We start from the raw sequence: 22,913 nt of genomic DNA, 5'->3' as shown, positions 1-22,913 counted from the left end.
TGGGGATGAGACTCTTCGCCGCCGTCCTGCCGCCTCCGGGCGCCGTGGCGGAGCTGGGCCGGGAGGTACGGGCGCTGCGGCGGCTCGCCGGGGCCGACGCGCTGCGGTGGACCCAGCCGGACGGCTGGCACTTCACGCTCGCCTTCTACGGCGAGGTCCCGCAGGAGACGGTGCCGGAACTGGAACGCCGGCTGGAGCGCGCGGCCGTGCGGAGCGCACCGTTCCCGCTGGCCGTCGCCGGGGGCGGCAGCTTCGGCCGGGGCAGGGCACTGTGGGCCGGAGCCTCCGGAGACCTCGCCGCCCTCGGCGGACTCGCCGGACGGGCCCAGGCCGCCGGACGCCGGGCCGGGGTGGGCGGCGAGGAACACCGCCACTACCGGGCGCATCTCACACTGGCCCGCGGCAAGGGCGACACCGAGCTGCGGCCCTATGTCGACAACCTCACCGAATTCGCCGGTACCGCCTGGACGGTGGGCGAACTGGTCCTCGTCCGCAGCCACCTGCCCGTCTCCGGCGTGCCCGGCGAGCAGCCCCGGTACGCCCCGGTCGCCCGCTGGGCACTGGGCGCGGCCCGTTAGGCTCGTCGTCGTGGAACCGAAAACCCGGAACCGGATCATGGCCGGTGCGCTCGTACTGATGCTGGTGGTCGTCGCCGTGGCGGCGGCCGTCCACTGACGGCAGCCGCCCAAGGCCGCTCCGCGGGGAACCCCGTACGGAGCGGCCTTTCGCTTGCCACTACCAGGCGAACGCCTCCGGGGCGGGACCCGGGCCGGGGAAGATCTCGTCCAGGCCGGTCAGCAGCTCCTCGCTCAGCTCCAGCTCCACCGCGCGCAGCGCCGAGTCGAGCTGCTCCCGGGTGCGCGGGCCGACGATCGGGCCGGTGACGCCGGGCCGGGTCAGCAGCCAGGCGAGCGCGACCTCGCCGGGCTCCAGGCCGTGCTTGGCGAGCAGTTCCTCGTACGCCTCGATCCGGTTGCGCGTCGCCGTGTCCGCGAGGGCGTCGGCGGCGCGGCCGGAGGCGCGGCGCCCGCGCTCGGCCTCCTTGCGGATGACCCCGCCCAGCAGACCGCCGTGCAGCGGCGACCAGGGGATGACGCCGAGCCCGTAGTCCTGGGCGGCCGGGATGACCTCCATCTCGGCCCGGCGCTCGGCGAGGTTGTACAGGCACTGCTCGCTGACCAGACCGAGGGTGTTGCCCCGGCGCAGGGCCGTCTCGTTGGCCTGCGCGATCTTGTAGCCGGGGAAGTTGGAGGACCCGGCGTAGATGATCTTGCCCTGGGTGACCAGGACGTCGACCGCCTGCCAGATCTCGTCGAACGGGGTGTTCCGGTCGATGTGGTGGAACTGGTAGATGTCGATGTAGTCGGTCTGCAGGCGCTTCAGGCTGGCGTCCACCGCGCGGCGGATGTTCAGCGCGGAGAGCTTGTCGTAGTTGGGCCAGGCGTCGCCTTCTGCGCCCATGTTCCCGTAGACCTTGGTGGCCAGGACGGTTTTCTCCCGCCGCTCGCCGCCCTTCGCGAACCAGCTTCCGATGATCTCCTCGGTACGGCCCTTGTTCTCGCCCCAGCCGTACACGTTCGCGGTGTCGAAGTAGTTGATGCCCGCGTCCAGCGCCGCGTCCATGATCGCGTGGCTGTCCGCCTCGTCGGTCTGCGGCCCGAAGTTCATGGTCCCCAGCACCAGCCGGCTGACCTTCAGACCCGTGCGTCCAAGCTGCGTGTACCTCATGCCCACCTAGCCAACGTCTTGGAGCGCACTCCAGGCAAGCGGTGGGGTCAGTCGCGGGGGAAATCGGCGGTACGGAGGACGAGGTCGACCGTCGTGCCGGTGAGGTCGATGTCGCCGCCGAACCTCACCTCAAGGGCACGGAGGTACTCGCCGTCCTTGGGGTCCGTGTAGACGTGGCAGCGGCCTTGGTAGGGGTCCGCGACGAGGTAGACGGGGACCTCGGCAACGGCGTACGCGGTCTTCTTGGGGCCGTAGTCGTTGGCGGCCGTGCCCTGGGAGATGACTTCGGTGATGAACCGGACGTCCTGGTGGCGCCAGTGGCCCGTCTCGTCCGGTTCCGCCGAGTCCTTGAGCAGGGCGATGTCCGGGCAGAAGCCGTTCTCGTGGCCGGGGAAATCGATGCGGACGTCGGAGAGGACCATGACGTCCGGTCCGAATCTGTCCTCCAGGGCCCGCAGGACCCGGCGGATGATCTGCCAATGCGTGTTCCGCTGCGGCACCATGAAGAAGCAGCCCCCGACGACCTCGGCCCGGAATCCTTCGGGGATGGGCATCCGCTCGAACCACCCGTCCAAGCGTGCGGTGTCGCTCTCGGCCATCGCGGTCCTGTCGTCGAGGACGGTCATCGTGGCGCTCCTCCCCGGCTGCCCACGCAGATGTGCAGCCGCGCGGTTAAACGATACGCACCGTCACCGGGCGACGCCGGAAATCGGTCTGTCCGATCAAGCCGCGTACGGCTCCCCCAGCCCCCACGCCTCGTGCATCGCCCCGGCGAAAGCCCCCGCGATCCGGTGCTCGCCGCTCGCGTTGGGATGCGTGCCGTCATACGTGTCCCGGTGGATGTCCCAGCCCTGCGGCGCCGAGGCCAGCAGCAGCGGGGACCGGGGTTCGTCCAGGTCGGCGGCCGCCTTGGCGAGGAGGGTGTTGAAGAGGTCGACCTGTTCGGCGAAGGGGCCGTCCTCCTGGGCGCGTATGTTCGGGATGACCGGCAGCAGCACCATCCGTACGCGCGGACGCGCCGCACGGGCCGCCGCGACGAACGCCCGCACGTTGTCGACCGTCTGCTCCGCGTTGGTGTAGAAACCCAGGTCGATCAGCCCGAGGGAGACCAGCAGCACGTCGGCCCGGTGCGCTCGCACCGCCTCCCCGATCAGGGGAGCCATGTGCTGCCAGCCCTCGCCCCACCCGGCGAGATGGGCGCGCGGGAAGTCGGGGTCGGCGTACTCGTGGGAGCCGGGCTCCCCGGTGGCCTGGTCGTACAGCGTCTCGCGGGGACCGACGATCTGGAACGGGCCGTCGTACGTGTCCCGCAGGTGCTGCCACAGCCGGTAACGCCACGTGTGTTCGCCCGCGCTCCCGATCGTCATGGAGTCACCTACGGGCATGAACCTGAGCATCCGCTCATGATGGCGGATCGCGGTACGGACCCGCATCCGGGGCCGGTGTGAAGCCCGCCACCCCCACTGAACACCCGCGCCGGATGGCAGTCTTGGACCATGCGCCGACCGTTCGCCCTGCTTGCCGGGGCCCTGCTCGCGGGTGCCTGCGCCCTGCCCGCCCACGCCGCGGACGGGGACCGGGGGTTCACCATCGAGGACCCCAGGATCACCGAGTCCAGCGGCCTGGCCGCCTCCCACCTGCACCCCGGCGTCTACTGGACGCACAACGACAGCGACGACGGCCCCTACCTCTACGCCGTGGACAGCCGCACCGGCAAGACCGTCGCCACGCTCACCCTGCGCGGCATCGGCGCCCCGCGCGACGTGGAGGCCATCTCCATCGGGCCGGACGACCAGATCTACGTCGGCGACATCGGGGACAACTTCCACGGCCGCTGGCCCTATGTCTGGATCTACCGCCTGCCCGAGCCGAAGACCCTGAAGGACCAGACGGTCACGGCCACGCAGTACGTCGTGAAGTACTCCGACGGCCCCCGGGACGCCGAGTCGCTGGCCGTCCACCCCAAGACCGGCCGCGTCTACATCATCGACAAGAACGAGGACGGCGGCCACCTGTACGAGGGCCCCGCCCAACTGTCGTCCTCCGGCGCGAACATCTTCCGCCCGGTCGCCCCCGTCGACCTGTGGGCCACCGACGCCGCCTTCTCGCCGAACGGCCGGCAGCTCGCCGTGCGCGGCTACTTCGGCGGTATCTCCTACGACTGGAACGGCGGCCGGATCAAGAAGCTGGACCGCCTGGACGTGCCCCTCCAGGGCCAGGGCGAGTCCGTCAGCTACTCCGCGGACGGCAGCAAGCTGATGTATGGCAGCGAGGGCGCCCAGAGCCAGGTGCGGGCGCAGGACGCACCCGAGGGCGGCGCCGTGGCCTCCAAGTCGCCCTCCGCCGACGGCGGTTCCGCCTCGGGGGAGAAGAGTGGCGGAGGCGGGCTCAAGGCCGGTGCCGTCCTCCTCGCCCTCGGGGCCGCCGCCGTGTTCGGCATGCGGCGGATGCGGCGCAAGGGCTGAGCACGGGGACGCGCGCGGGGTACGGGAAAGGGCGCCCAGTTCACCACCGGGCGCCCCCCCTCACGTGCTTCTACAGGTTTCAGATCCGCTCGATGACATAGTCGACGCACTTGGTGAGCGCCTCGACGTCGGCCGGGTCGATCGCCGGGAACATGGCGACGCGGAGCTGGTTGCGGCCGAGCTTGCGGTACGGCTCGGTGTCCACGATGCCGTTGGCGCGCAGCGCCTTGGCGACCGCGGCCGCGTCGATCTCGTCGGAGAAGTCGATCGTGCCGATGACCTGCGACCGCTTGGCCGGGTCGGTGACGAACGGCGTCGCGTACTTCGACTCCTCCGCCCAGGTGTACAGCCGGGTCGAGGAGTCCTTCGTACGGCCGGTGGCGAAGTCGAGGCCGCCCTGGCCGTTCAGCCACTCGAGCTGCTCGTTGAGCAGGAAGAGCGTGGCGAGCGCCGGGGTGTTGTACGTCTGGTTCTTGCGGGAGTTGTCGATCGCCGTGGGCAGGCTGAAGAACTCCGGGACGTGCCGGCCGGAGGCGTGGATCCGCTCGGCGCGCTCGATGGCCGCCGGGGAGAACACGCCGATCCACAGGCCGCCGTCGGAGGCGAAGGACTTCTGCGGGGCGAAGTAGTAGACGTCCGTCTCGGAGACGTCGACCGGGAGGCCGCCCGCGCCGGAGGTGGCGTCCACCAGGACCAGCGAACCCTCGTCGGCCCCGGCCACACGCTTGATCGGCATGGCGACACCGGTGGAGGTCTCGTTGTGCGTGAACGCGTACACGTCCACGCCCGCCTCGGCGCTCGGCTCGGGGTGGGTGCCGGGGTCGGAGGCGATGACGGTCGGCTCGGCCAGCCAGGGGGCGAGCTTGGCCGCCTTGGCGAACTTGGAGGAGAACTCACCGAAGTTGAGGTGCTGGGACCTGGACTCGATCAGCCCGTGGGTGGCGATGTCCCAGAACGCGGTGGAGCCGCCGTTGCCGAGGACGACCTCGTAACCGTCCGGAAGGGAGAACAGGGAGCTGATGCCTTCGCGGACCTGGCCCACCAGGTTCTTGACCGGAGCCTGCCGGTGGGAGGTGCCCAGCAGGGAACTGCCGGTCGCCGCGAGCGCGGCGAGCGCCTCCGTCCGCACCTTGGAGGGGCCCGCGCCGAAACGTCCGTCGGCGGGCTTGATGTCAGCGGGGATCTCGATGTCGGCCACGTGTCGGAGCGTATCGGGTGTGCGAAACCGGACGAAGCCGTGTCCGTCGGATGAGACGACCTCTCCGGATCGTGGACTTGTGCGGTCGTACGACGATCCGAGGAGTCAGGGGTGCCTGTGGACAACTTCTGATGACGTTGCGTGATCGGATGCATGCTGGAGCCATGACCGATCGACGGGGTCGGACGGACGGGGGAACGGACATGGGGATCGAGGGCGACCGCGGCCTGGCTTCGGAGCTGCGGCGGGCCGTGCGGGGCGAGGTCCGCTTCGACGCGACGGCGCGGGCGTTGACGACGATGGACGCGTCCAACTACCGGCGGGTGCCACTGGGTGTGGTGGCCCCTCGGGACGCCGAGGACGTGGCGGCCGTGCTGGAGGTGTGCCGGGCGCGCGGCACACCGGTGGTCGCGCGGGGCGGGGGCACGTCCATCGCCGGGCAGGCGACGGGCACGGGGGTGGTACTGGACTTCACCCGGCACATGAACGGCCTGCTGGAGCTCGACCCGGACGGGCGTACGGCGCGGGTCCAGCCGGGCCTGGTGCTGGACCGGCTCCAGGCGGCGGCCGCCCCGCACGGCCTCCGTTTCGGCCCCGACCCCTCCACGCACGGCCGCTGCACGCTCGGCGGCATGATCGGCAACAACTCCTGCGGCGCCCACTCCGTGGCCTGGGGCACCACCGCCGACAGCGTGCGCGAGCTGTCCGTGCTCACCGCGCGCGGCGCACGGCTGCGCCTGGGCCGGAACTGGTCGGGCGCACCGGAGGGCCTGCCGGCGCTGGTGGAGGGGGAGCTCGCCCGGCTGCGCACCGGCTTCCCGGAGCTGCCCCGCCGTATCTCCGGGTACGCGCTGGACGCCCTGCTCCCCGAGCACGGCGCCGACGTGGCCCGCTCCTTCTGCGGCTCCGAGGGCACCCTCGGCGTCCTCACGGAAGCGGTGCTCGACCTGGTGGAGGCGCCGGCCGTCCACGCCCTGGCGGTGCTGGGGTACGCCGACGAGAGCGCGGCCGCCGACGCGGTCTCCGGGCTGCTGCCGCACGGCCCGCTGACCGTGGAGGGCATGGCGGCCGACCTCGTCCGGGCGCCGGTCGGGCTCCCCGAGGGCGGTGCGTGGCTGTTCGTGGAGACGGGCGGCGCCTCGGAGGCCGAGGCGCGGGCCCGAGCGGAGGCGGTCGTGGGCGCGGCCGACGCGGTGGACGCGCTGGTGGTGACCGACCCCGTCGCCCAGCGCGGTCTGTGGCGGCTGCGCGAGGACGCGAGCGGCACGGCGACCCGGATGCCGGACGGCACGGAGGCGTGGCCCGGCTGGGAGGACTGCGCGGTGCCGCCCGCCCGGCTCGGCGCCTATCTGCGCGACTTCCGCGCCCTGCTCACCGCCCACGGCCTGCGCGGCGCTCCCTACGGCCACTTCGGGGAGGGCTGTGTCCACGTCCGGATCGACTTCGACCTGCTCACCGCGGCCGGGGTGGACCGGTTCCGGCGCTTCTCCGAGGAACAGGCCGACCTGGTGGTCTCCCACGGCGGCTCCCTGTCCGGCGAGCACGGCGACGGGCAGGCCCGCGCGGAACTGCTGCCGCGCATGTACGGCGCGGAGATGGTGGGGCTGTTCGAGCGGGCCAAGGCGGTGTGGGACCCGGACGACCTGCTCAACCCCGGCATGCTGGTCCGCCAGGCCCGGCTGGACGACAATCTCCGCTTCGCGGTGCTGCCCCGCCGCCCGGTGGACGTCGCCTTCGGCTACCCGCACGACGACGGAGACTTCCGCGCGGCCGTCCGCCGGTGCGTCGGGGTCGCCAAGTGCCGTACGGAGTCGGCCGGTGGGTCCGCGGTGATGTGCCCGTCCTTCCGGGCGACCGGGGAGGAGGAGCACTCGACGCGGGGGCGGGCGCGGATGCTGCACGAGATGCTGGCCGGCGAGGTCATCACCGACGGCTGGCGGTCCGCCGAGGTCCGGGACGCCCTCGACCTCTGCCTGTCCTGCAAGGGCTGCCGCTCGGACTGCCCGGTCGGCGTCGACATGGCCACCTACAAGGCGGAGTTCCTGCATCACCACTACGCCGGCCGGCTGCGCCCGGCCGCCCACTACAGCCTGGGCTCGCTGCCGGTGTGGCTGCGGTGGGTGGCGCGTGCGCGGGCGGCGCCGCTGGTCAACCGGCTCGCCGCGGTGGGGCTGTTGGCCCGGCTGGGGAAACGGGTGGGCGGGATCGCGCCCGAGCGGGACATCCCCCGGCTGGCGCCGGCGACGTTCAGCCGGTGGTGGCGGGCGCGGCCACCGGCACCGGAGAGCGGCGGCTCGGGGCGGCTGGTGGTGCTGTGGCCTGACACCTTCACCGAGCATCTGTCGCCGTCCGTCGGGCGGGCCGCCGTCCGGGTGCTGGAGTCGGCCGGGCTGCGGGTGGCGCTGCCGCCGACCCTGGTGCCCGGTGGCCGCCCGGTGGGGGACGGCACCTCGCGTACGCCGGCCGCGCTGCTCGGGGCGCGCCGCGCGCAAGTCTGCTGCGGGCTCACCTACATTTCCACCGGCCGCCTGGACCGGGCCCGCGCGGTGCTGCGCCGCACGCTGGACCTGATGGAACCGGTGCTCGAGGCCGGGGCCCCGGTCGTCGTCCTGGAACCGAGCTGTGCGGCGGCCCTCCGCTCCGACCTCCCCGAACTCCTGCCCGGCGACCCCCGCGCACCCCGGCTGGCCGCCGCCGTCCACACCTTCGCGGAAACCCTCCGCCGACACGCCCCCCACTGGACCCCGCCCGCCCTCGACCGCCCCGTCACCGGCCAGACCCACTGCCACCAGCACGCCGTCCTCGGCGACACCGCCGACCGCGACCTCCGTACCTCCGCCGCCCTCACCGGCCCCCTGACCGGCGGCTGCTGCGGCCTGGCCGGCAACTTCGGCTTCGAGAAGGGCCACTTCGACATCTCCCGCACCTGCGCGGAGGACCAGCTCCTCCCCGCCCTCCGTTCCGCCCCCGAGAACGCGGCGGTCCTGGCGGACGGCTACTCCTGCCGGACCCAGATCGGGCAACTGGCGGGGATACGGGCCCGGCATCTGGCGGAGGTACTGGCGGAGGGGCTGGAGAGGGAGGGGCGGGAGTGAGCGAGGGGCGGGGGTGGCTCGCGGTGCGCCCTGCGGGCGGGGGCTGCGTGCAGGGGTGGCTGATAAGGGATGTCGGCGGTGGTTCGGCCCCGGGGACGGGCGGTGGGGATCGTAGGGTGACCGGACCCGTCTGCGCGAAGGAGTCCTCCGTATGACCCTCACCCTGCGCCCTGTCAGCCGGGCCGAGCACCTGGCCTTCGTGGGTTCGCGGTCCTCGGTCAGCCATATGCAGGTGCCGTCGTGGGGGGAGGTGAAGCCCGACTGGCGGGCGGAGAGCCTGGGGTGGTTCGACGAGGAGGGGCGGATCGTGGGAGCGGGGCTGGTGCTCCTGCGGCCGTTGCCGAAGGTGAAGCGGTATCTGGCGTATCTGCCCGAGGGGCCGGTGATCGACTGGCACGCGGACGGCCTGGAGCGCTGGCTGGAGCCGATGCTGGCGCACCTCAAGGCGCGGGGGGCGTTCTCGGTGAAGATGGGCCCGCCGGTGGTGGCCCGGCGCTGGAGCCCGGAAGCGGTCAAGGCCGCCATCGCCGACCCGGCCGCACACCGGCTCCGGGACGCCGAGCCGACCTGGCAAGACCCGCGCGCCCAGGTCCTCGCCGACCGGCTGCGCGGTCTGGGGTGGCGGCAGAGCGAACCGGACGCGGAGGAGGGCTTCGCGGCGGGGCAGCCCCGGTACGTGTGCCAGGTGCCGTTCGCCGGGCGGTCGCTGGAGGAGATCCACGGCGGGCTCAACCAGCAGTGGCGGCGCAACATCAAGAAGGCCGAGAAGGCGGGCGTCAAGGTGGTGCGCGGCGGCGCGGACGACCTGCCGGTGTTCTACGAGCTGTACCGGGAGACGGCCGAGCGCGACCGTTTCATCCCGCGTCCGCTCGCCTACTTCCAGCGGATGTGGACCGCGCTCGCCAACGAGGACCCCGACCGCATGCGGCTGTACCTCGCCCACCACGACGGGGAGGTGCTGGCGGCGGCGACGATGCTGATCGTGGGCGGCCACGTCTGGTACTCGTACGGCGCCTCCACCGCCCGCAAGCGGGAGGTCCAGCCCAACAACGCCATGCAGTGGCGGATGATGTCCGACGCCCACGAGCTGGGCGCGCACGTCTACGACTTCCGGGGCATCACCGACACCCTGGAGGAGTCCAACCACCTGCTCGGCCTGCTCCGCTTCAAGGTCGGCGCGGGCGGCGAGGCGGCGGAGTACGTGGGGGAGTGGGACTTCCCGCTGAACAAGGTGCTGCACAAGGCGTTCGACCTGTACATGGCCCGCCGCTGAGGCACCGGCCCACCGGTCCTTGATCTCAGCATCCAAGACACCGCCTGCGTACAGTGGCATAAGGGTTCACACACCTGACGGAGGTCCACTACCGTGGACCGGGAAGTACACCGAGGTGTACGCATGAAGCCCACTCCCGCCGCTCCCCAGGACAGCCCGTGACCACCGTCCGTACCTCCGCCCCGGCCAAGACCCCCACCACCCCTGACTCCCCTGGCCGGTTCGGCTCGCTGGGGCCGGTCGGGCTGGTGCTGGCGGGCGGGATATCGGTCCAGTTCGGCGGGGCGCTCGCGGTGACGCTGATGCCCCGCGCGGGCGCGCTCGGCGTGGTGACGCTGCGGCTGGTGGCTGCGGCCATCGTGCTGCTCGTGGTGTGCCGGCCCCGGCTGCGGGGGCACTCCCGTACCGACTGGGGCACGGTGATCGTCTTCGGTCTCACCATGGCCGGGATGAACGGCCTGTTCTACCAGGCGGTCGCCCGTATCCCGCTCGGTCTCGCGGTCACCCTGGAAGTCCTCGGACCGCTCGCCCTGTCCGTCTTCGCCTCCCGTCGCGCGATCAACGCCGTGTGGGCGGCCCTCGCCCTGGCGGGTGTCTTCCTGCTGGGCGGCGGGGGCTTCAGCGGACTCGACCCGCTGGGCGTCGGCTTCGCCCTGTCGGCGGGCGTCATGTGGGCGGCGTACATCATCTTCAGCGCCCGTACGGGGCGCCGCTTCCCCCAGGCCGACGGACTGGCCCTCGCGATGGGGGTGGCCGCGCTGGTGTTCCTCCCGCTGGGTGTCGTCGACGCGGGCACCCGGCTGCTGAACCCCACCACCATCGCCCTCGGTTCGGCAGTGGCCCTGCTTTCCTCGGTCCTCCCCTACACCCTCGAACTGCTCGCCCTCCGCCGCCTGCCCGCCCCGACCTTCGCCATCCTGATGAGTCTGGAGCCGGCCGTGGCGGCCACCGCGGGCTTCCTCGTCCTGCACCAGACCCTCTCCCTGACCCAGGCCGCCGCCATCGCGCTGGTCATCGCGGCGAGCATCGGCGCGGTGCGTACCCAGACGCGGCGAGTGGCGCCGCCGGCGCCGGAGGCGTAAGCACTCCGTTCGGCGGGCGGGGCGCCGGGGGCGCCCGGTGGTGTGGGGCTGGTGCCGACACGTGTCCGAAGCGGAGTACACCCCTGTCGCTCGACGTGCCCGCCTCCGCGGCTGATCGCCGGCGCCCCGCACCGACGCGCACCGATGGCCCGGCCCCCAGCCCGACCCCAGCCCGACCCCAGCCCGTCCCGCACCCGTCGTCGCAGCTCCGAGGGGTCCGGGAGGGCGCGCACCCGGCGGACCCGGCCGGAGGAGACGCCCCGGACGCATCTGTCCTCCGGGACCTCACTCCCACGAATTAATGCAAGCACGCTTGATTGTTTCTGTCCCCGCTGCCATGCTCCTGCCCATGTCCGATCCGACGCCCGTCTTCGACGACCTGCGTGAGGAAAGCCGGGAACTCGACCTGCTCGTGGCCGAGTTGACCGAGAGTGAGTGGGCACGCGCGACGCCCGCCCCGCGCTGGAGCATCGCCCACCAGATCGCCCATCTGCACTGGACCGACCGAGCCGCCCTGCTCGCCATGAGAGACCAGGCGGCCTTCCAGAAGTTCGCCGAACAGGCACTCACGTCGCCCGACTCCTTCGTGGACGACGGCGCCGAGGAAGGCGTCCGGCTGGGCCCCGCCGAACTGCTCACGCGCTGGCGGAACGGCCGGCGGGAGCTGGACCACGCTTTGCGGGAGGCGGCCGCGCGGCACACCAGGTTCCCCTGGTTCGGGCCGCCCATGTCGGCCGCGGCCATGGCCACCGGCCGGCTGATGGAGACCTGGGCCCACGGCCAGGATGTGGCCGACGCACTGGGTGTGGTGCGCGCACCCACCGACCGGCTCCGGCATGTGGTCCGTATCGGTGTGCGGGCCCGGGACTTCGCCTTCGCGGTACGCGGACTGCCCGCGCCACAGGACGAGTTCCGCGTCGAGGTCGGCGCCCCTTCGGGCGAGCTGTGGACCTACGGTCCCGAGGACGCCGCGCAACGGGTCACCGGCTCCGCGGTCGATCTCTGCCTGCTCGTCACCCAGCGCGCCCACCGCGCCGACCTCGCCCTGACCGCAGTCGGCCCGGACGCCGACCGCTGGCTGGACATCGCCCAGGCCTTCGCCGGCCCACCGGGCACCGGGCGCGACCCCAAAGCGGCCTCGCCCGAGGAGGCCCCGCCCCACGAAGCCGTGCCCCACGAAGCCGTGGCCGACGAGGCCCCGCCCGAGGAGCCTGCCCGGTGACGCCGACCCCCCTCCGCATCGGCAACTTCTCCGGCTTCTACGGCGACCGCTCCAGCGCCCTGCGCGAGATGCTCACCGGCGGCGAGGTCGACGTGCTCACCGGGGACTATCTCGCCGAGCTGACCATGCTCATCCTGGGCCGCGACCGGCTGAAGGACCCCGGCGCCGGGTACGCCCGCACCTTCGCGCGCCAGCTCGAGGACTGCCTCGGGCTCGCCCACGAGCGCGGGGTGCGGATCGTCACCAACGCGGGCGGGCTCAATCCCGCCGGACTCGCCGCCAAGATGGGGGAGTTGGCCGAGCGGCTCGGGATACCCGTACGGGTCGCGCACGTGGAGGGCGACGACCTCACCGCCGCGTACCCCGGCACCCTCGCCGCCCACGCCTACCTCGGCGGCTTCGGTGTCGCGGAGTGCCTGCGGGCCGGGGCCGACGTGGTGATCACCGGGCGGGTGACCGACGCCGCGCTCGTCACCGGGCCCGCCGCCGCGCACTTCGGGTGGGGACCGGGGGACCACGACCAGCTCGCCGGGGCCGTCGTCGCCGGGCATCTGCTGGAGTGCGGGACGCAGGTCACGGGCGGCAACTACGCCTTCTTCCAGGACGGTGACGTGCGCCGTCCCGGCTTTCCGCTGGCAGAGATCCATGCCGACGGCAGCAGCGTCATGACCAAGCATCCCGGTACCGGCGGGTTCGTCGACACCGGTACGGTCACGGCCCAGTTGCTGTACGAGACGGGGGGAGCCCGGTACGCGGGGCCCGATGTCACCGCCCGGCTGGACACGGTACGGCTCCGCCAGGACGGACCGGACCGGGTGCGGATCGAGGGGGTGCGCGGTGAGGCGCCCCCGCCCACGCTCAAGGTCGGCCTCAACCGGCTCGGCGGCTTCCGCAACGAGGTCGCCTTCGTCCTCACCGGTCTCGACATCGAGGCCAAGGCGGAGCTGGTGCGCGCCCAGATGGACGTCGCGCTCGCCAAGGCGGCTCCGGAAGAGGTGCGCTGGGAGCTGGCCCGCACCGACCGGGCCGACGCCGACACGGAGGAGACGGCGAGTGCGCTGCTCCGGCTCGTCGTACGGGACGCCGATCCCGAGGTGGTCGGGCGGGAGCTGAGCGGGGCCGCGATCGAGCTGGCGCTCGCCAGTTACCCCGGCTTCCATGTGCTGGCGCCACCGGGAAAGGGCTCGCCCTATGGGGTGTTCGACCATGTGACCGTGCCCCATGGTGCCGTGAGCCATGTGGCCGTCCTCCACGATGGGCGCCGTATCGATGTGGGCGCGCCGCAGGAGACGCTCCCACTCAGCGCATTGCCCGAGCCCGCTCTGCCCGAGCCCCTCCACGTGGGCAGCACCCGCCGCGCCCCCCTGGGCCGGGTGGCCGGAGCCCGTAGCGGGGACAAGGGCGGGGACGCCAACGTCGGCGTCTGGGCCCGCTCCGCCGACGCCTGGCGCTGGCTCGCCCACGAGCTGACCGTCGAGCGCTTCCGGGAGCTGGTCCCCGAGGCCCGTGACCTCCCGGTCACCCGGCATGTCCTGCCCCGCCTGTGCGCCCTGAACTTCGTCGTCACCGGCATCCTCGGCGCCGGCGTGGCCTCCCGACACCGCTTCGACCCCCAGGCCAAGGCCCTGGCCGAGTGGCTCCGCTCCCGCCATCTGGACATCCCGGAGGACCTCCTGTGACGCCCCGGACCGTGCGCCCCGCCGGCTCCCCGACCCTCCGCTCCCAAGGCCCCCGCCATCCCGGAGACCGCCACCCCGGAGACCGCCATCCCGGAGACCCCCGCCACCAAGGAGGCACCCCGTGACCCTCCTCCGCACCACCCTCGACCCCACCGCCCCCGACCACCGGGCCAACCGCGACACCATGCTCGCCAAGCTCGCCGACCTGGAGGCGGAGCACGCCAAGGCGCTCGCGGGTGGGGGCGAGAAATATGTGGCCCGGCACCGCAAGCGCGGCAAGCTGCTCGCCCGTGAGCGGATCGAGCTGCTGCTCGACCCCGACACGCCGTTCCTGGAGCTGTCCCCCCTCGCCGCCTGGGGCAGCGAGTACACCGTCGGCGCCTCCCTGGTCACCGGCATCGGGGTGGTCGAGGGAACCGAGTGCCTGATCACCGCCAACGACGCCACCGTGCGCGGCGGCGCGAGCAACCCGTGGAGCCTGAAGAAGGCCCTGCGGGCGAACGAGATCGCGCGGGCCAACCGCCTCCCCGTCATCAGCCTGGTGGAGTCCGGCGGCGCCGATCTCCCCTCGCAGAAGGAGATCTTCATCCCGGGCGGGGCGATCTTCCGGGACCTGACCCGGCTGTCGGCCGAGGGCATCCCGACCGTGGCCGTGGTGTTCGGCAACTCCACGGCGGGCGGCGCGTACATCCCCGGGATGTCCGATCACGTGATCATGGTCAAGGACCGGGCGAAGGTGTTCCTCGGAGGGCCGCCGCTGGTGAAGATGGCGACCGGTGAGGAGAGCGACGACGAGTCGCTGGGCGGAGCCGAGATGCACGCCAGGACCTCCGGCCTCGCCGACCACTTCGCGGTGGACGAGCGGGACGCGATCCGGCAGGCGCGCAGGGTGGTCGCGCGGCTCAACCACCGCAAGGCGTACCCCGACCCGGGCTTCGCCGAGCCGCCCAAGTACGACCCCGGGGAGCTGCTCGGCATCGTCCCCGGCGACCTGCGCACCCCCTTCGACCCGCGCGAGGTCATCGCCCGCCTGGTCGACGCCTCCGACTTCGACGAGTTCAAGCCGCTGTACGGCACGAGCCTGGTCACCGGCTGGGCCGGGCTGCACGGCTATCCCGTCGGCATCCTGGCCAACGCGCGCGGGGTGCTGTTCAGCGAGGAGTCGCAGAAGGCGGCGCAGTTCATCCAGCTCGCCAACCAGCGCGACATCCCGCTGCTGTTCCTGCACAACACCACCGGCTACATGGTCGGCAAGGAGTACGAGCAGGGCGGCATCGTGAAGCACGGCTCGATGATGATCAACGCGGTCAGCAACTCCACGGTGCCGCACCTCTCCGTCCTCATGGGCGCGTCCTACGGCGCCGGCCACTACGGCATGTGCGGCCGCGCCTACGACCCCCGCTTCCTCTTCGCCTGGCCCAGCGCCAAGTCGGCCGTCATGGGCCCGCAGCAGCTCGCGGGGGTGCTGTCGATCGTGGCCCGCCAGTCGGCCCTGGCCAAGGGGCAGCCGTACGACGAGGAGGGGGACGCCGCCCTGCGCGCGATGGTCGAGGGGCAGATCGAGTCGGAGTCGCTCCCCATGTTCCTGTCCGGGCGGCTCTACGACGACGGCGTCATCGACCCTCGCGACACCCGAACCGTCCTCGGTATGTGCCTGTCCGCCATACACACCGCTCCCTACGAGGGCGCCCGTGGCGGCTTCGGCGTCTTCCGGATGTGAGGCCCATGATTTCCACCCTGCTCGTCGCCAACCGGGGCGAGATCGCCTGCCGTATCTTCCGCACCTGCGCCGACCTGGGAATACGCACCGTCGCCATACACTCCGACGCGGATGAGGGTGCGCTGCACACACGTGTGGCCGACACGGCGGTACGGCTGCCGGGCGCCGCGCCGGCCGATACGTATCTGCGCGGCGACCTCATCGTGAAGGCCGCTCTCGCGGCCGGCGCGGACGCCGTGCACCCCGGCTACGGATTCCTCTCCGAGAACGCCGGCTTCGCCCGTGCCGTACGGGACGCCGGGCTCGTCTGGATCGGGCCCCCGCCCGAGGCGATCGAGGCGATGGCGTCCAAGACCCGCGCCAAGGAACTGATGGGCCTCGCCCCGCTCGACGCCCACGACGTCACCCCGGCCGACCTGCCCGTCCTGGTGAAGGCGGCCGCGGGCGGCGGCGGACGCGGCATGCGGGTCGTACGCGACCTCGCCGCGCTGCCCGGTGCGCTGGAGGACGCCCGCGCGGAGGCGGCGAGCGCGTTCGGGGACGGCGAGGTGTTCGTGGAGCCCTACCTGGAGAACGGCCGCCACGTCGAGGTGCAGGTCCTCGCCGACACCCACGGCACCGTGTGGACGCTCGGCACCCGCGACTGCTCGCTCCAGCGCAGGCACCAGAAGGTGATCGAGGAGGCCCCGGCACCGGGTCTGCCGCCCGCGCTCACCGAGCAGTTGTACGCGCTCGCCGAGCGGGCGACGCGTGCCGTGTCCTACGAGGGCGCGGGCACCGTGGAGTTCCTGGTGGCCGACGGCCGCGCCCACTTCCTGGAGATGAACACCCGCCTCCAGGTCGAACACCCCGTCACCGAGGCGGTGTTCGGCCTCGACCTGGTCGCCGAGCAGATCCGCGTCGCCGAGGGACACGCCCTCCCCGCCGCGCAGCCGGCCCCGCGCGGACACGCCGTCGAGGCCCGGCTGTACGCCGAGGACCCGGCGCGCGGCTGGGCCCCGCAGACCGGCACCCTGCACCGCTTCACCGTGCCGGACGGCGTACGGCTGGACACTGGCTGCGCGGACGGCGACACCATCGGCGTGCACTACGACCCGATGCTCGCGAAGGTCATCGCGCACGCCCCCACCCGCGCCGAGGCGGTCCGCAGGCTCGCCGGCGCCCTGGAGCGCACCGCGCTGCACGGCCCGGTCACCAACCGCGACCTGCTGGTCCGCTCGCTCAGGCACCCCGAGTTCACCGAAGCCCACATGGACACCGGCTTCTACGACCGCCACCTCACCGCCCTCACCGAGCCCGCCCCCGACCCGTACGCCCCCCTCGCCGCGGCCCTCGCCGACGCCCACGGCCGCTCCCGCTTCGGCGGCTGGCGCAACGTCCCCTCGGGCCCGCAGGTGAAGCGGTACGAGAGGGCGGGGGAGGAGTACGAGGTCGCCTACCGCCACACCCGCAGCGGCCTGGCGGCGGACGGCGTCCGCGTGGTGCGGGCCGCCCCGCACCTGGTCGTCCTCGAAGTGGACGGCGTGCAGAGGAAGTTCGAGATCGCCCGCTACGGCGACCAGGTCCACGTGAACGGCACCGCCCTCACCGCCCTCCCCCGCTTCCCCGACCCCACCACCGCACACGCCCCCGGCTCCCTCCTGGCCCCCATGCCCGGCACGGTCGTCCGCATCGCGGAGGGCCTGACCGAGGGCGCCGAGGTCACGGCGGGCCAGCCGCTGATCTGGCTGGAGGCGATGAAGATGGAACACCGCATCACCGCCCCCACGGACGGCACCCTGACGTCACTCCCGGCAGCCGTGGGCCGCCAGGTGGAGATGGGCGCCCTCCTGGCCGTGGTCGAGACCAGCTGACCCAGGGGGGCGCATCGATCCGCGGCTGTCGCCGCGCGAGCGCGACCAGCCACGAACAGCCCGCACGCGAAGGAGTAAAAGGTGACCACCCTCATCGAGTCCGAAGAACACCAGGCCCTCCGCAAAGCAGTCTCCGCCCTCGGCAAGCGCTACGGCCGCGAGTACCTCACCCGCGTCATAGCCGAGGGCCGCTACCCCACCGAACTCTGGCAAGAGGCAGCCAAGTTGGGCTACCTGGGCGTCAATCTTCCGGAGGAGTACGGCGGCGGAGGCGGCGGCATAGCCGAACTCTCCATCGTCCTGGAGGAGCTGGGCGCCTCGGGAGCCCCCCTCCTGATGCTGGTCGTCTCCCCGGCCATCTGCGGCACCGTGATCTCCCGGTTCGGCACCGAGGACCAGAAGCGCACCTGGCTCCCCGGACTCGCCGACGGCACGAAACTGATGGCCTTCGGCATCACCGAGCCCGACGCCGGCTCCAACTCCCACCGCATCACCACCACCGCCCGCCGGGACGGCGACGACTGGCTGCTCACCGGCCGGAAGGTCTTCATCTCCGGGGTGGACCACGCCGACGCCGTCCTGATCGTCGGCCGCACCGAGGACGCCCGCACCGGCAGGCTCAAGCCGTGCCTGTTCATCGTCCCGCGCGACGTCGAGGGGTTCTCCCGCAACCCGATCGACATGGAGCTGAGCGCCGCCGAGAAGCAGTGGGAACTGGTCCTGGACGACGTACGGCTGCCCGCCGACGCCCTGGTGGGCGATGAGGACGCCGGGCTGCTCCAGCTCTTCGCCGGGTTGAACCCGGAGCGCGTGATGACGGCCGCGTTCGCCATCGGGATGGGCCGGTACGCCGTCGCCAAGGCGCTGGAGTACGCCCGTGAGCGCACCGTCTGGAAGACCCCGATCGGCGCCCACCAGGCGATCGCGCATCCCCTCGCCCAGGCCCACATCGACCTGGAACTGGCCAGGCTGATGATGCAGAAGGCGGCCCTCCTCTACGACGCCGGGGACGACATCGGCGCGGGCGAGGCGGCCAACATGGCCAAGTACGCGGCGGGGGAGGCGTGTGTACGGGCCGTCGACCAGGCGGTGCACACCCTCGGCGGCAACGGCCTGACCCGCGAGTTCGGGCTCGCCTCGCTGATCATCGGCGCGCGGGTGGCCCGGATCGCCCCGGTGAGCCGGGAGATGATCCTCAACTACATCTCCCACCAGACCCTCGGCCTGCCCAAGTCGTACTAGGGGGGTGTCTTGCCGATCACGCCGGGCTCGCGACGCCTGGCACCGCACCTCGCCGCGTTGTCGTCGGTCCCCGATGCTCCGCATCGGCTCCCTCCTCCGCCTTGCGACGCACGGCACCAGACGCCGCTCCCTGATCCGGCCTGATCGACAAGACACCCCCTAGCGCCCGACGTTCGGAGGAACCATGTTCCACAGCCCGTACGCCGAGATCCCACCGGTCGAAGAGGCCATCCACGACGCCGTCCTGGGCCGAGCCGCCGCCCACGGAGACCGGCCCGCGCTGATCGACGGCGTGGACGGCACCACCCTCACCTACGCCCAACTCGACGTCCTGCACCGGAGACTGAGTGCCGCGCTCGCGGAGGCCGGGGTGCGCAAGGGTGACGTGCTCGCCCTGCACAGCCCCAACACCATCGCGTTCCCGCTCGCCTTCTACGCGGCCACCCGCGCCGGCGCCACCGTCACCACCGCGCATCCGCTGCACACCCCTCAGGAGCTGGCCAAGCAGCTCGCGGACAGCTCGGCACGCTGGCTGATCACCGTCTCCCCGCTGCTGCCGACCGCCCGCAGAGCCGCCGAACTCGCGGGCGGAGTACGGGAGATATTCGTCTGCGACCAGGCGCCCGGCCACCGCTCGCTGACCGAACTGCTCGCCACCACCGCCCCCGAGCCGGACGTGGCGGTCGACCCCGCCGAGGACGTCGCCGTACTGCCGTACTCCTCCGGGACCACCGGCACGCCCAAGGGCGTGATGCTCACCCACCGGCAGATCGCCACCAACCTCGCCCAACTGGAGCCCGCCGTCACGGTGGAGCCCGGTGAGCGCATCCTCGCGGTGCTGCCGTTCTTCCACATCTACGGCCTGACCGCCCTGATGAACGCGCCCCTGCGCAACGGCGCCACCGTGGTCGTGCTGCCCCGCTTCGAGCTGGACACCTTCCTCGCGGCGATCGAGACCCACCGCATCACCGGCCTGTACGTCGCCCCGCCGATCGTGCTCGCCCTCGCCAAGCACCCCTCGATCACCCGGTACGACCTCTCCTCGCTGCGGTACGTCCTCAGTGCCGCCGCCCCGCTGGACGCCGCCCTCGCCGCGGCCTGCGCCGACCGGCTCGGGCTGCCGCCGCTGGGCCAGGCGTACGGCATGACGGAGCTGTCGCCCGGCACCCACGTCGTCCCGCTCGCCCATCTGCGCGACGCGCCGCCCGGCACGGTCGGCAGGCTCATCGCCGGCACCGAGATGCGGATCGTCTCCCTGGACGACCCCGGCAAGGACCTCGGCCCCGGCGAGCGCGGCGAGATCCTGATCCGGGGCCCGCAGATCATGAAGGGCTATCTGGGCCGCCCCGACGCCACCGCCGCGATGATCGACGCCGACGGCTGGCTGCACACCGGCGACGTCGGCCAGGTGGACGACGAGGGATGGCTGTTCGTGGTGGACCGGGTGAAGGAACTCATCAAGTACAAGGGGTTCCAGGTGGCCCCCGCCGAACTGGAGGCCCTGCTGCTCACCCACCCCGGCATCGCGGACGCGGCCGTGATCGGCGTCGTCAACGAGGACGGCAACGAGGCCCCGCACGCCTTCGTCGTCCGCCGGCCCACCACGCCGGACCTCAGCGCCAACGACGTGATGCTGTACGTGGGCGAGCGCGTCGCGCCGTACAAGCGGGTGCGCGGGGTCACCTTCACCGACGTGGTGCCCCGTGCCGCCTCCGGCAAGATCCTGCGCCGGGAGCTGCGCCCATGACCCTCGTCGGACGCACCCGCGACCGGGCCGTGGAGACGCTCAGCCTGGACTCCCCGGACACCCGCAACGCCCTCTCCGCGCCGCTGGTGGCGGAACTCGCCGAGACGTTGGCCGAGTGCGGAAAGGACCCCGGTGTCCGGGCCGTCGTGCTCACCCACACCGGCAACACCTTCTGCGCCGGGGCCGACCTGCGCGAACCGCCCCACCCGAACGCCCTGGTGGGCCTGTTGCGGCAGCTCGTGGAGCTGCCCAGACCGGTGATCGCCCGGATCACCGGGCACGTCCGCGCGGGCGGGCTCGGACTGGTCGGCGCCTGTGACATCGCGGCCTCCTCGGCCGGGTCCACCTTCGCCTTCACCGAGGTCCGCATCGGGGTCGCCCCGGCCGTGATCTCCCTGCCGCTGCTGCCGCGCGCCGATCCGCGCGAGCTGGCCCGCTACTACCTCACCGGCGAGCGCTTCGGCCCCGCCGAGGCGGTACGGCTCGGCCTGCTCACGCTCACCGGCGACGACGTGGACGAGGCCCTCACCCCGGTCCTGGACGGCCTGCGCCGCTCCTCGCCCGAGGCCCTGGCCGCGACGAAGGAGCTGCTCACGGCTAGGGTGCTTCAGACGTTCGACCGGGACGCGGACCGGTTCACCGCGCTCTCGGCCCGGCTGTTCTCCGCCCCCGAGGCGCGGGAGGGGATGACGGCCTTCCTGGAAAGACGGGATGCGGCATGGGTGGTGTGAGTACGGCGGAACGCGACCGCGTACCCAAGCAGGACCGCAGCCGGGCCACCCGGCTGCGGCTGCTGGAGGCCGCCGTGGCCTGCCTCGCCGAACACGGCTGGGCGGGCTCCACGGTCTCGGTCGTCGCCGAGCGCGCGGGCGTCTCGCGGGGCGCGGCCCAGCACCACTTCCCCACCCGCGAGGACCTCTTCACGGCGGCCGTCGAGTACGTAGCGGAACGGCGCTCCACCGCCCTGCGGGACCTGTTCCCGGACGGACCCGGCGACCGCGGGGCCGTCGTCTCCGCCCTGGTGGGCCTGTACACCGGCCCGCTCTTCCGGGCCGCGCTCCAGCTCTGGGTGGCCGCCGCGAACGAGGAGCAGCTGCGCGGCCGGGTGACCGAGCTGGAGGCCCGCGTCGGCCGGGAGAGCCACCGGATCGCCGTGGAACTCCTGGGCGCCGACGAGTCCCGGCCCGGTGTCCGCGAGAGCGTGCAGGGGCTGCTCGACATGGCACGCGGCCTCGGCCTCGCCACCCTGCTCACCGACGACACCGCCCGCCGCGAGCGGGTCGTGGCCCAGTGGGCGGCGCTGCTGGACGGGGTCCTCGGCGAGGGTCGGTGACCCGCGTCACACGCGAAATCGAAGGCCCGCAGTACTCTGGGCCCATGCTTCCGATGCTCGTCCGACGCCGCCACGTGGACTACGTGCGCGTCACGAGCATGGGCTGTCGGCGCTCCGCCTGATCCAGCCCCCTCTCTCTCGTCTAGTTCTTCACTTCGTCCGGCACCAGGGGGCCGCCACACCCCTCGCGGCTGCCCGTGCCCCGTACACCTCGCGGACGCACCATGACGACTCATGCGACGGACCCGTCGTACGCCCAGCTCCCGATCATCGACCTCTCGGCCGCCGACCGCGGCCCCGAGGAGCGGGCCCTCTTCCACGCCCGGCTGCACAGCGCCGCCCATGACGTGGGCTTCTTCCAGCTGACCGGGCACGGCGTGACGCAGGCCGAGACCGACGCCCTGACCTCGGCCATGCGGGCCTTCTTCGCCCTGCCCGAGGCCGACCGGCTCGCTCTGGACAACGTCAACTCCCCGCACTTCCGGGGCTACACCCGTACCGGCGACGAGCGCACCGGGGGCGCCCGCGACTGGCGCGACCAGCTCGACATCGGCGCCGAGCGCCCGGCCCGCGTGCCCGGCCCCGGCGAGCCGCCGTACTGGTGGCTCCAGGGCCCCAACCAGTGGCCCGCCGCCCTGCCCGAGCTGCGCACGGCCGCGCTGGCCTGGATCGGGAAGCTCAGCGCGGTCGCCCAGCGCCTGCTGCGCGAACTGCTCACCGCCATCGGCGCGCCGGCCGGCTTCTACGACCCGGTCTTCGGCGCCCACGCCCACCCGCACCTCAAGCTGGTCCGCTACCCCGGCAGCGCGGGCGACGGCACCGACCAGGGCGTCGGCGCCCACAAGGACTACGGCTTCCTCACCCTGCTCCTCCAGGACAGGGTCGGCGGCCTCCAGGTCCAGCGGGCCGACGGCAACTTCCACGAGGTCCCGCCCCTGGACGGCGCCTTCGTCGTCAACCTCGGCGAACTCCTGGAAGTGGCCACCAACGGCTACCTGGTAGCCACCAACCACCGCGTGGTGAGCCCGCCCGCGGCCACGGAACGCTACTCGGTCCCCTTCTTCTACAACCCGAGCCTGGACGCGAAAATAGCCCCGCTGCCTTTCCCGCACGCGGAAAAGGCCCGGGGCATATCGACGGACCCGTCGAACCCGCTTTTCGCGGAATACGGCTACAACGAGCTGAAGGGCAAGCTCCGAGCGCACCCCCTGGTGGCGGAAAGACACCATGCGGATCTACTGACGCCCGCATGAGTACGCAAGGGGCGCGGGGAACC

18 protein-coding genes are annotated in these 22,913 nt (G+C 72.6%); 14 read left to right on the top strand and 4 right to left on the bottom strand.

Features of this window, described 5'->3' with window-relative positions:
- The first annotated feature begins 5 nt into the window (after positions 1-5).
- Complete coding sequence (gene thpR / locus EV284_RS27890; RefSeq protein ID WP_130338933.1) at positions 6-578, top strand: RNA 2',3'-cyclic phosphodiesterase; 573 nt, start codon at positions 6-8, stop codon at positions 576-578.
- A gap of 157 nt (positions 579-735) precedes the next feature.
- Here thpR and EV284_RS27885 read toward each other — a convergent pair whose 3' ends face one another.
- From EV284_RS27885 to EV284_RS27875, 3 genes are all read right to left on the bottom strand, one after another.
- Entirely contained in the window at positions 736-1,728 is a 993-nt protein-coding gene (locus EV284_RS27885; protein ID WP_130338931.1) for an aldo/keto reductase, read from the bottom strand.
- Positions 1,729-1,775: 47 nt separating this feature from the next.
- The gene (locus EV284_RS27880; RefSeq protein WP_130338929.1) at positions 1,776-2,354 is read right to left on the bottom strand and encodes a Uma2 family endonuclease; all 579 of its coding nucleotides are present in this window, start codon (positions 2,352-2,354) and stop codon (positions 1,776-1,778) included.
- A 96-nt stretch (positions 2,355-2,450) separates the two neighbouring features.
- On the bottom strand, positions 2,451-3,125 hold the full coding sequence (locus EV284_RS27875) for a GDSL-type esterase/lipase family protein (protein WP_130338927.1): 675 nt from the start codon (positions 3,123-3,125) through the stop codon (positions 2,451-2,453).
- 99 nt (positions 3,126-3,224) lie between these two features.
- On the opposite strand from EV284_RS27875, the gene EV284_RS27870 reads away from it, so the two are divergent.
- A complete protein-coding gene (locus EV284_RS27870) occupies positions 3,225-4,193 on the top strand; it encodes a WD40 repeat domain-containing protein (protein WP_130338925.1) in 969 nt (322 codons plus the stop codon).
- Between the two features lie 79 nt (positions 4,194-4,272).
- Here EV284_RS27870 and serC read toward each other — a convergent pair whose 3' ends face one another.
- A complete protein-coding gene (serC, locus tag EV284_RS27865; RefSeq protein WP_130338923.1) occupies positions 4,273-5,391 on the bottom strand; it encodes a phosphoserine transaminase in 1,119 nt (372 codons plus the stop codon).
- A 203-nt stretch (positions 5,392-5,594) separates the two neighbouring features.
- Here serC and EV284_RS27860 point away from each other — a divergent pair, with 203 nt between their 5' ends.
- The 12 genes from EV284_RS27860 (at position 5,595) to EV284_RS27800 (ending at position 22,890) form a co-directional block, all read left to right on the top strand.
- Positions 5,595-8,486, top strand: a complete 2,892-nt coding sequence (locus EV284_RS27860) for an FAD-binding and (Fe-S)-binding domain-containing protein (protein ID WP_242625863.1) — start codon at positions 5,595-5,597, stop codon at positions 8,484-8,486.
- 151 nt (positions 8,487-8,637) lie between these two features.
- A complete protein-coding gene (locus EV284_RS27855; protein WP_130338919.1) occupies positions 8,638-9,759 on the top strand; it encodes a peptidoglycan bridge formation glycyltransferase FemA/FemB family protein in 1,122 nt (373 codons plus the stop codon).
- A gap of 158 nt (positions 9,760-9,917) precedes the next feature.
- Complete coding sequence (locus EV284_RS27850) at positions 9,918-10,841, top strand: EamA family transporter (protein ID WP_130338917.1); 924 nt, start codon at positions 9,918-9,920, stop codon at positions 10,839-10,841.
- A 349-nt stretch (positions 10,842-11,190) separates the two neighbouring features.
- On the top strand, positions 11,191-12,063 hold the full coding sequence (locus tag EV284_RS27845) for a TIGR03084 family metal-binding protein (RefSeq protein WP_130338915.1): 873 nt from the start codon (positions 11,191-11,193) through the stop codon (positions 12,061-12,063).
- Positions 12,060-13,742, top strand: coding sequence for an acyclic terpene utilization AtuA family protein (locus tag EV284_RS27840; protein WP_130338913.1), 1,683 nt, complete (start codon positions 12,060-12,062; stop codon positions 13,740-13,742). The genes EV284_RS27845 and EV284_RS27840 overlap by 4 nt, the downstream gene beginning before the upstream one ends.
- A gap of 121 nt (positions 13,743-13,863) precedes the next feature.
- Positions 13,864-15,462 carry a carboxyl transferase domain-containing protein gene (locus EV284_RS27835; RefSeq protein ID WP_130338911.1) on the top strand — a complete coding sequence of 533 codons (1,599 nt, stop codon included), beginning with the start codon at positions 13,864-13,866 and terminating at the stop codon, positions 15,460-15,462.
- 5 nt (positions 15,463-15,467) lie between these two features.
- Positions 15,468-17,315 carry a biotin carboxylase N-terminal domain-containing protein gene (locus EV284_RS27830; RefSeq protein ID WP_130338909.1) on the top strand — a complete coding sequence of 616 codons (1,848 nt, stop codon included), beginning with the start codon at positions 15,468-15,470 and terminating at the stop codon, positions 17,313-17,315.
- Between the two features lie 81 nt (positions 17,316-17,396).
- The gene (locus EV284_RS27825; RefSeq protein ID WP_130338907.1) at positions 17,397-18,557 is read left to right on the top strand and encodes an acyl-CoA dehydrogenase family protein; all 1,161 of its coding nucleotides are present in this window, start codon (positions 17,397-17,399) and stop codon (positions 18,555-18,557) included.
- Positions 18,558-18,741: 184 nt separating this feature from the next.
- Positions 18,742-20,304 carry a 4-coumarate--CoA ligase family protein gene (locus EV284_RS27815; RefSeq protein WP_130338905.1) on the top strand — a complete coding sequence of 521 codons (1,563 nt, stop codon included), beginning with the start codon at positions 18,742-18,744 and terminating at the stop codon, positions 20,302-20,304.
- Positions 20,301-21,035: an enoyl-CoA hydratase family protein gene (locus EV284_RS27810; RefSeq protein ID WP_130338903.1), complete on the top strand. Its 735-nt coding sequence runs from the start codon at positions 20,301-20,303 to the stop codon at positions 21,033-21,035. The genes EV284_RS27815 and EV284_RS27810 overlap by 4 nt, the downstream gene beginning before the upstream one ends.
- Positions 21,023-21,637, top strand: a complete 615-nt coding sequence (locus EV284_RS27805) for a TetR/AcrR family transcriptional regulator (protein WP_130338901.1) — start codon at positions 21,023-21,025, stop codon at positions 21,635-21,637. The genes EV284_RS27810 and EV284_RS27805 overlap by 13 nt, the downstream gene beginning before the upstream one ends.
- Positions 21,638-21,861: 224 nt before the next feature.
- The gene (locus EV284_RS27800; RefSeq protein WP_130338899.1) at positions 21,862-22,890 is read left to right on the top strand and encodes a 2-oxoglutarate and iron-dependent oxygenase domain-containing protein; all 1,029 of its coding nucleotides are present in this window, start codon (positions 21,862-21,864) and stop codon (positions 22,888-22,890) included.
- The last annotated feature ends 23 nt before the right edge of the window (positions 22,891-22,913 follow it).

The organism is Streptomyces sp. BK022, assembly GCF_004217355.1.
GTDB classification, from domain to species: domain Bacteria; phylum Actinomycetota; class Actinomycetes; order Streptomycetales; family Streptomycetaceae; genus Streptomyces; species Streptomyces griseoluteus.
This window is presented reverse-complemented; position numbering and strand designations above follow the sequence as displayed.

What these genes read in the sequence shown, in the direction of transcription:
- thpR (WP_130338933.1), top strand. Translation starts at nt 6, where the DNA reads ATGAGACTCTTCGCCGCCGTCCTGCCGCCTCCGGGCGCCGTGGCGGAG.
- EV284_RS27885 (WP_130338931.1), bottom strand. Translation starts at nt 1,728, where the DNA reads ATGAGGTACACGCAGCTTGGACGCACGGGTCTGAAGGTCAGCCGGCTG.
- EV284_RS27880 (WP_130338929.1), bottom strand. Translation starts at nt 2,354, where the DNA reads ATGACCGTCCTCGACGACAGGACCGCGATGGCCGAGAGCGACACCGCA.
- EV284_RS27875 (WP_130338927.1), bottom strand. Translation starts at nt 3,125, where the DNA reads ATGCTCAGGTTCATGCCCGTAGGTGACTCCATGACGATCGGGAGCGCG.
- EV284_RS27870 (WP_130338925.1), top strand. Translation starts at nt 3,225, where the DNA reads ATGCGCCGACCGTTCGCCCTGCTTGCCGGGGCCCTGCTCGCGGGTGCC.
- EV284_RS27860 (WP_242625863.1), top strand. Translation starts at nt 5,595, where the DNA reads ATGGGGATCGAGGGCGACCGCGGCCTGGCTTCGGAGCTGCGGCGGGCC.
- EV284_RS27855 (WP_130338919.1), top strand. Translation starts at nt 8,638, where the DNA reads ATGACCCTCACCCTGCGCCCTGTCAGCCGGGCCGAGCACCTGGCCTTC.
- EV284_RS27845 (WP_130338915.1), top strand. Translation starts at nt 11,191, where the DNA reads ATGTCCGATCCGACGCCCGTCTTCGACGACCTGCGTGAGGAAAGCCGG.
- EV284_RS27830 (WP_130338909.1), top strand. Translation starts at nt 15,468, where the DNA reads ATGATTTCCACCCTGCTCGTCGCCAACCGGGGCGAGATCGCCTGCCGT.
- EV284_RS27815 (WP_130338905.1), top strand. Translation starts at nt 18,742, where the DNA reads ATGTTCCACAGCCCGTACGCCGAGATCCCACCGGTCGAAGAGGCCATC.
- EV284_RS27810 (WP_130338903.1), top strand. Translation starts at nt 20,301, where the DNA reads ATGACCCTCGTCGGACGCACCCGCGACCGGGCCGTGGAGACGCTCAGC.
- EV284_RS27805 (WP_130338901.1), top strand. Translation starts at nt 21,023, where the DNA reads ATGGGTGGTGTGAGTACGGCGGAACGCGACCGCGTACCCAAGCAGGAC.
- EV284_RS27800 (WP_130338899.1), top strand. Translation starts at nt 21,862, where the DNA reads ATGACGACTCATGCGACGGACCCGTCGTACGCCCAGCTCCCGATCATC.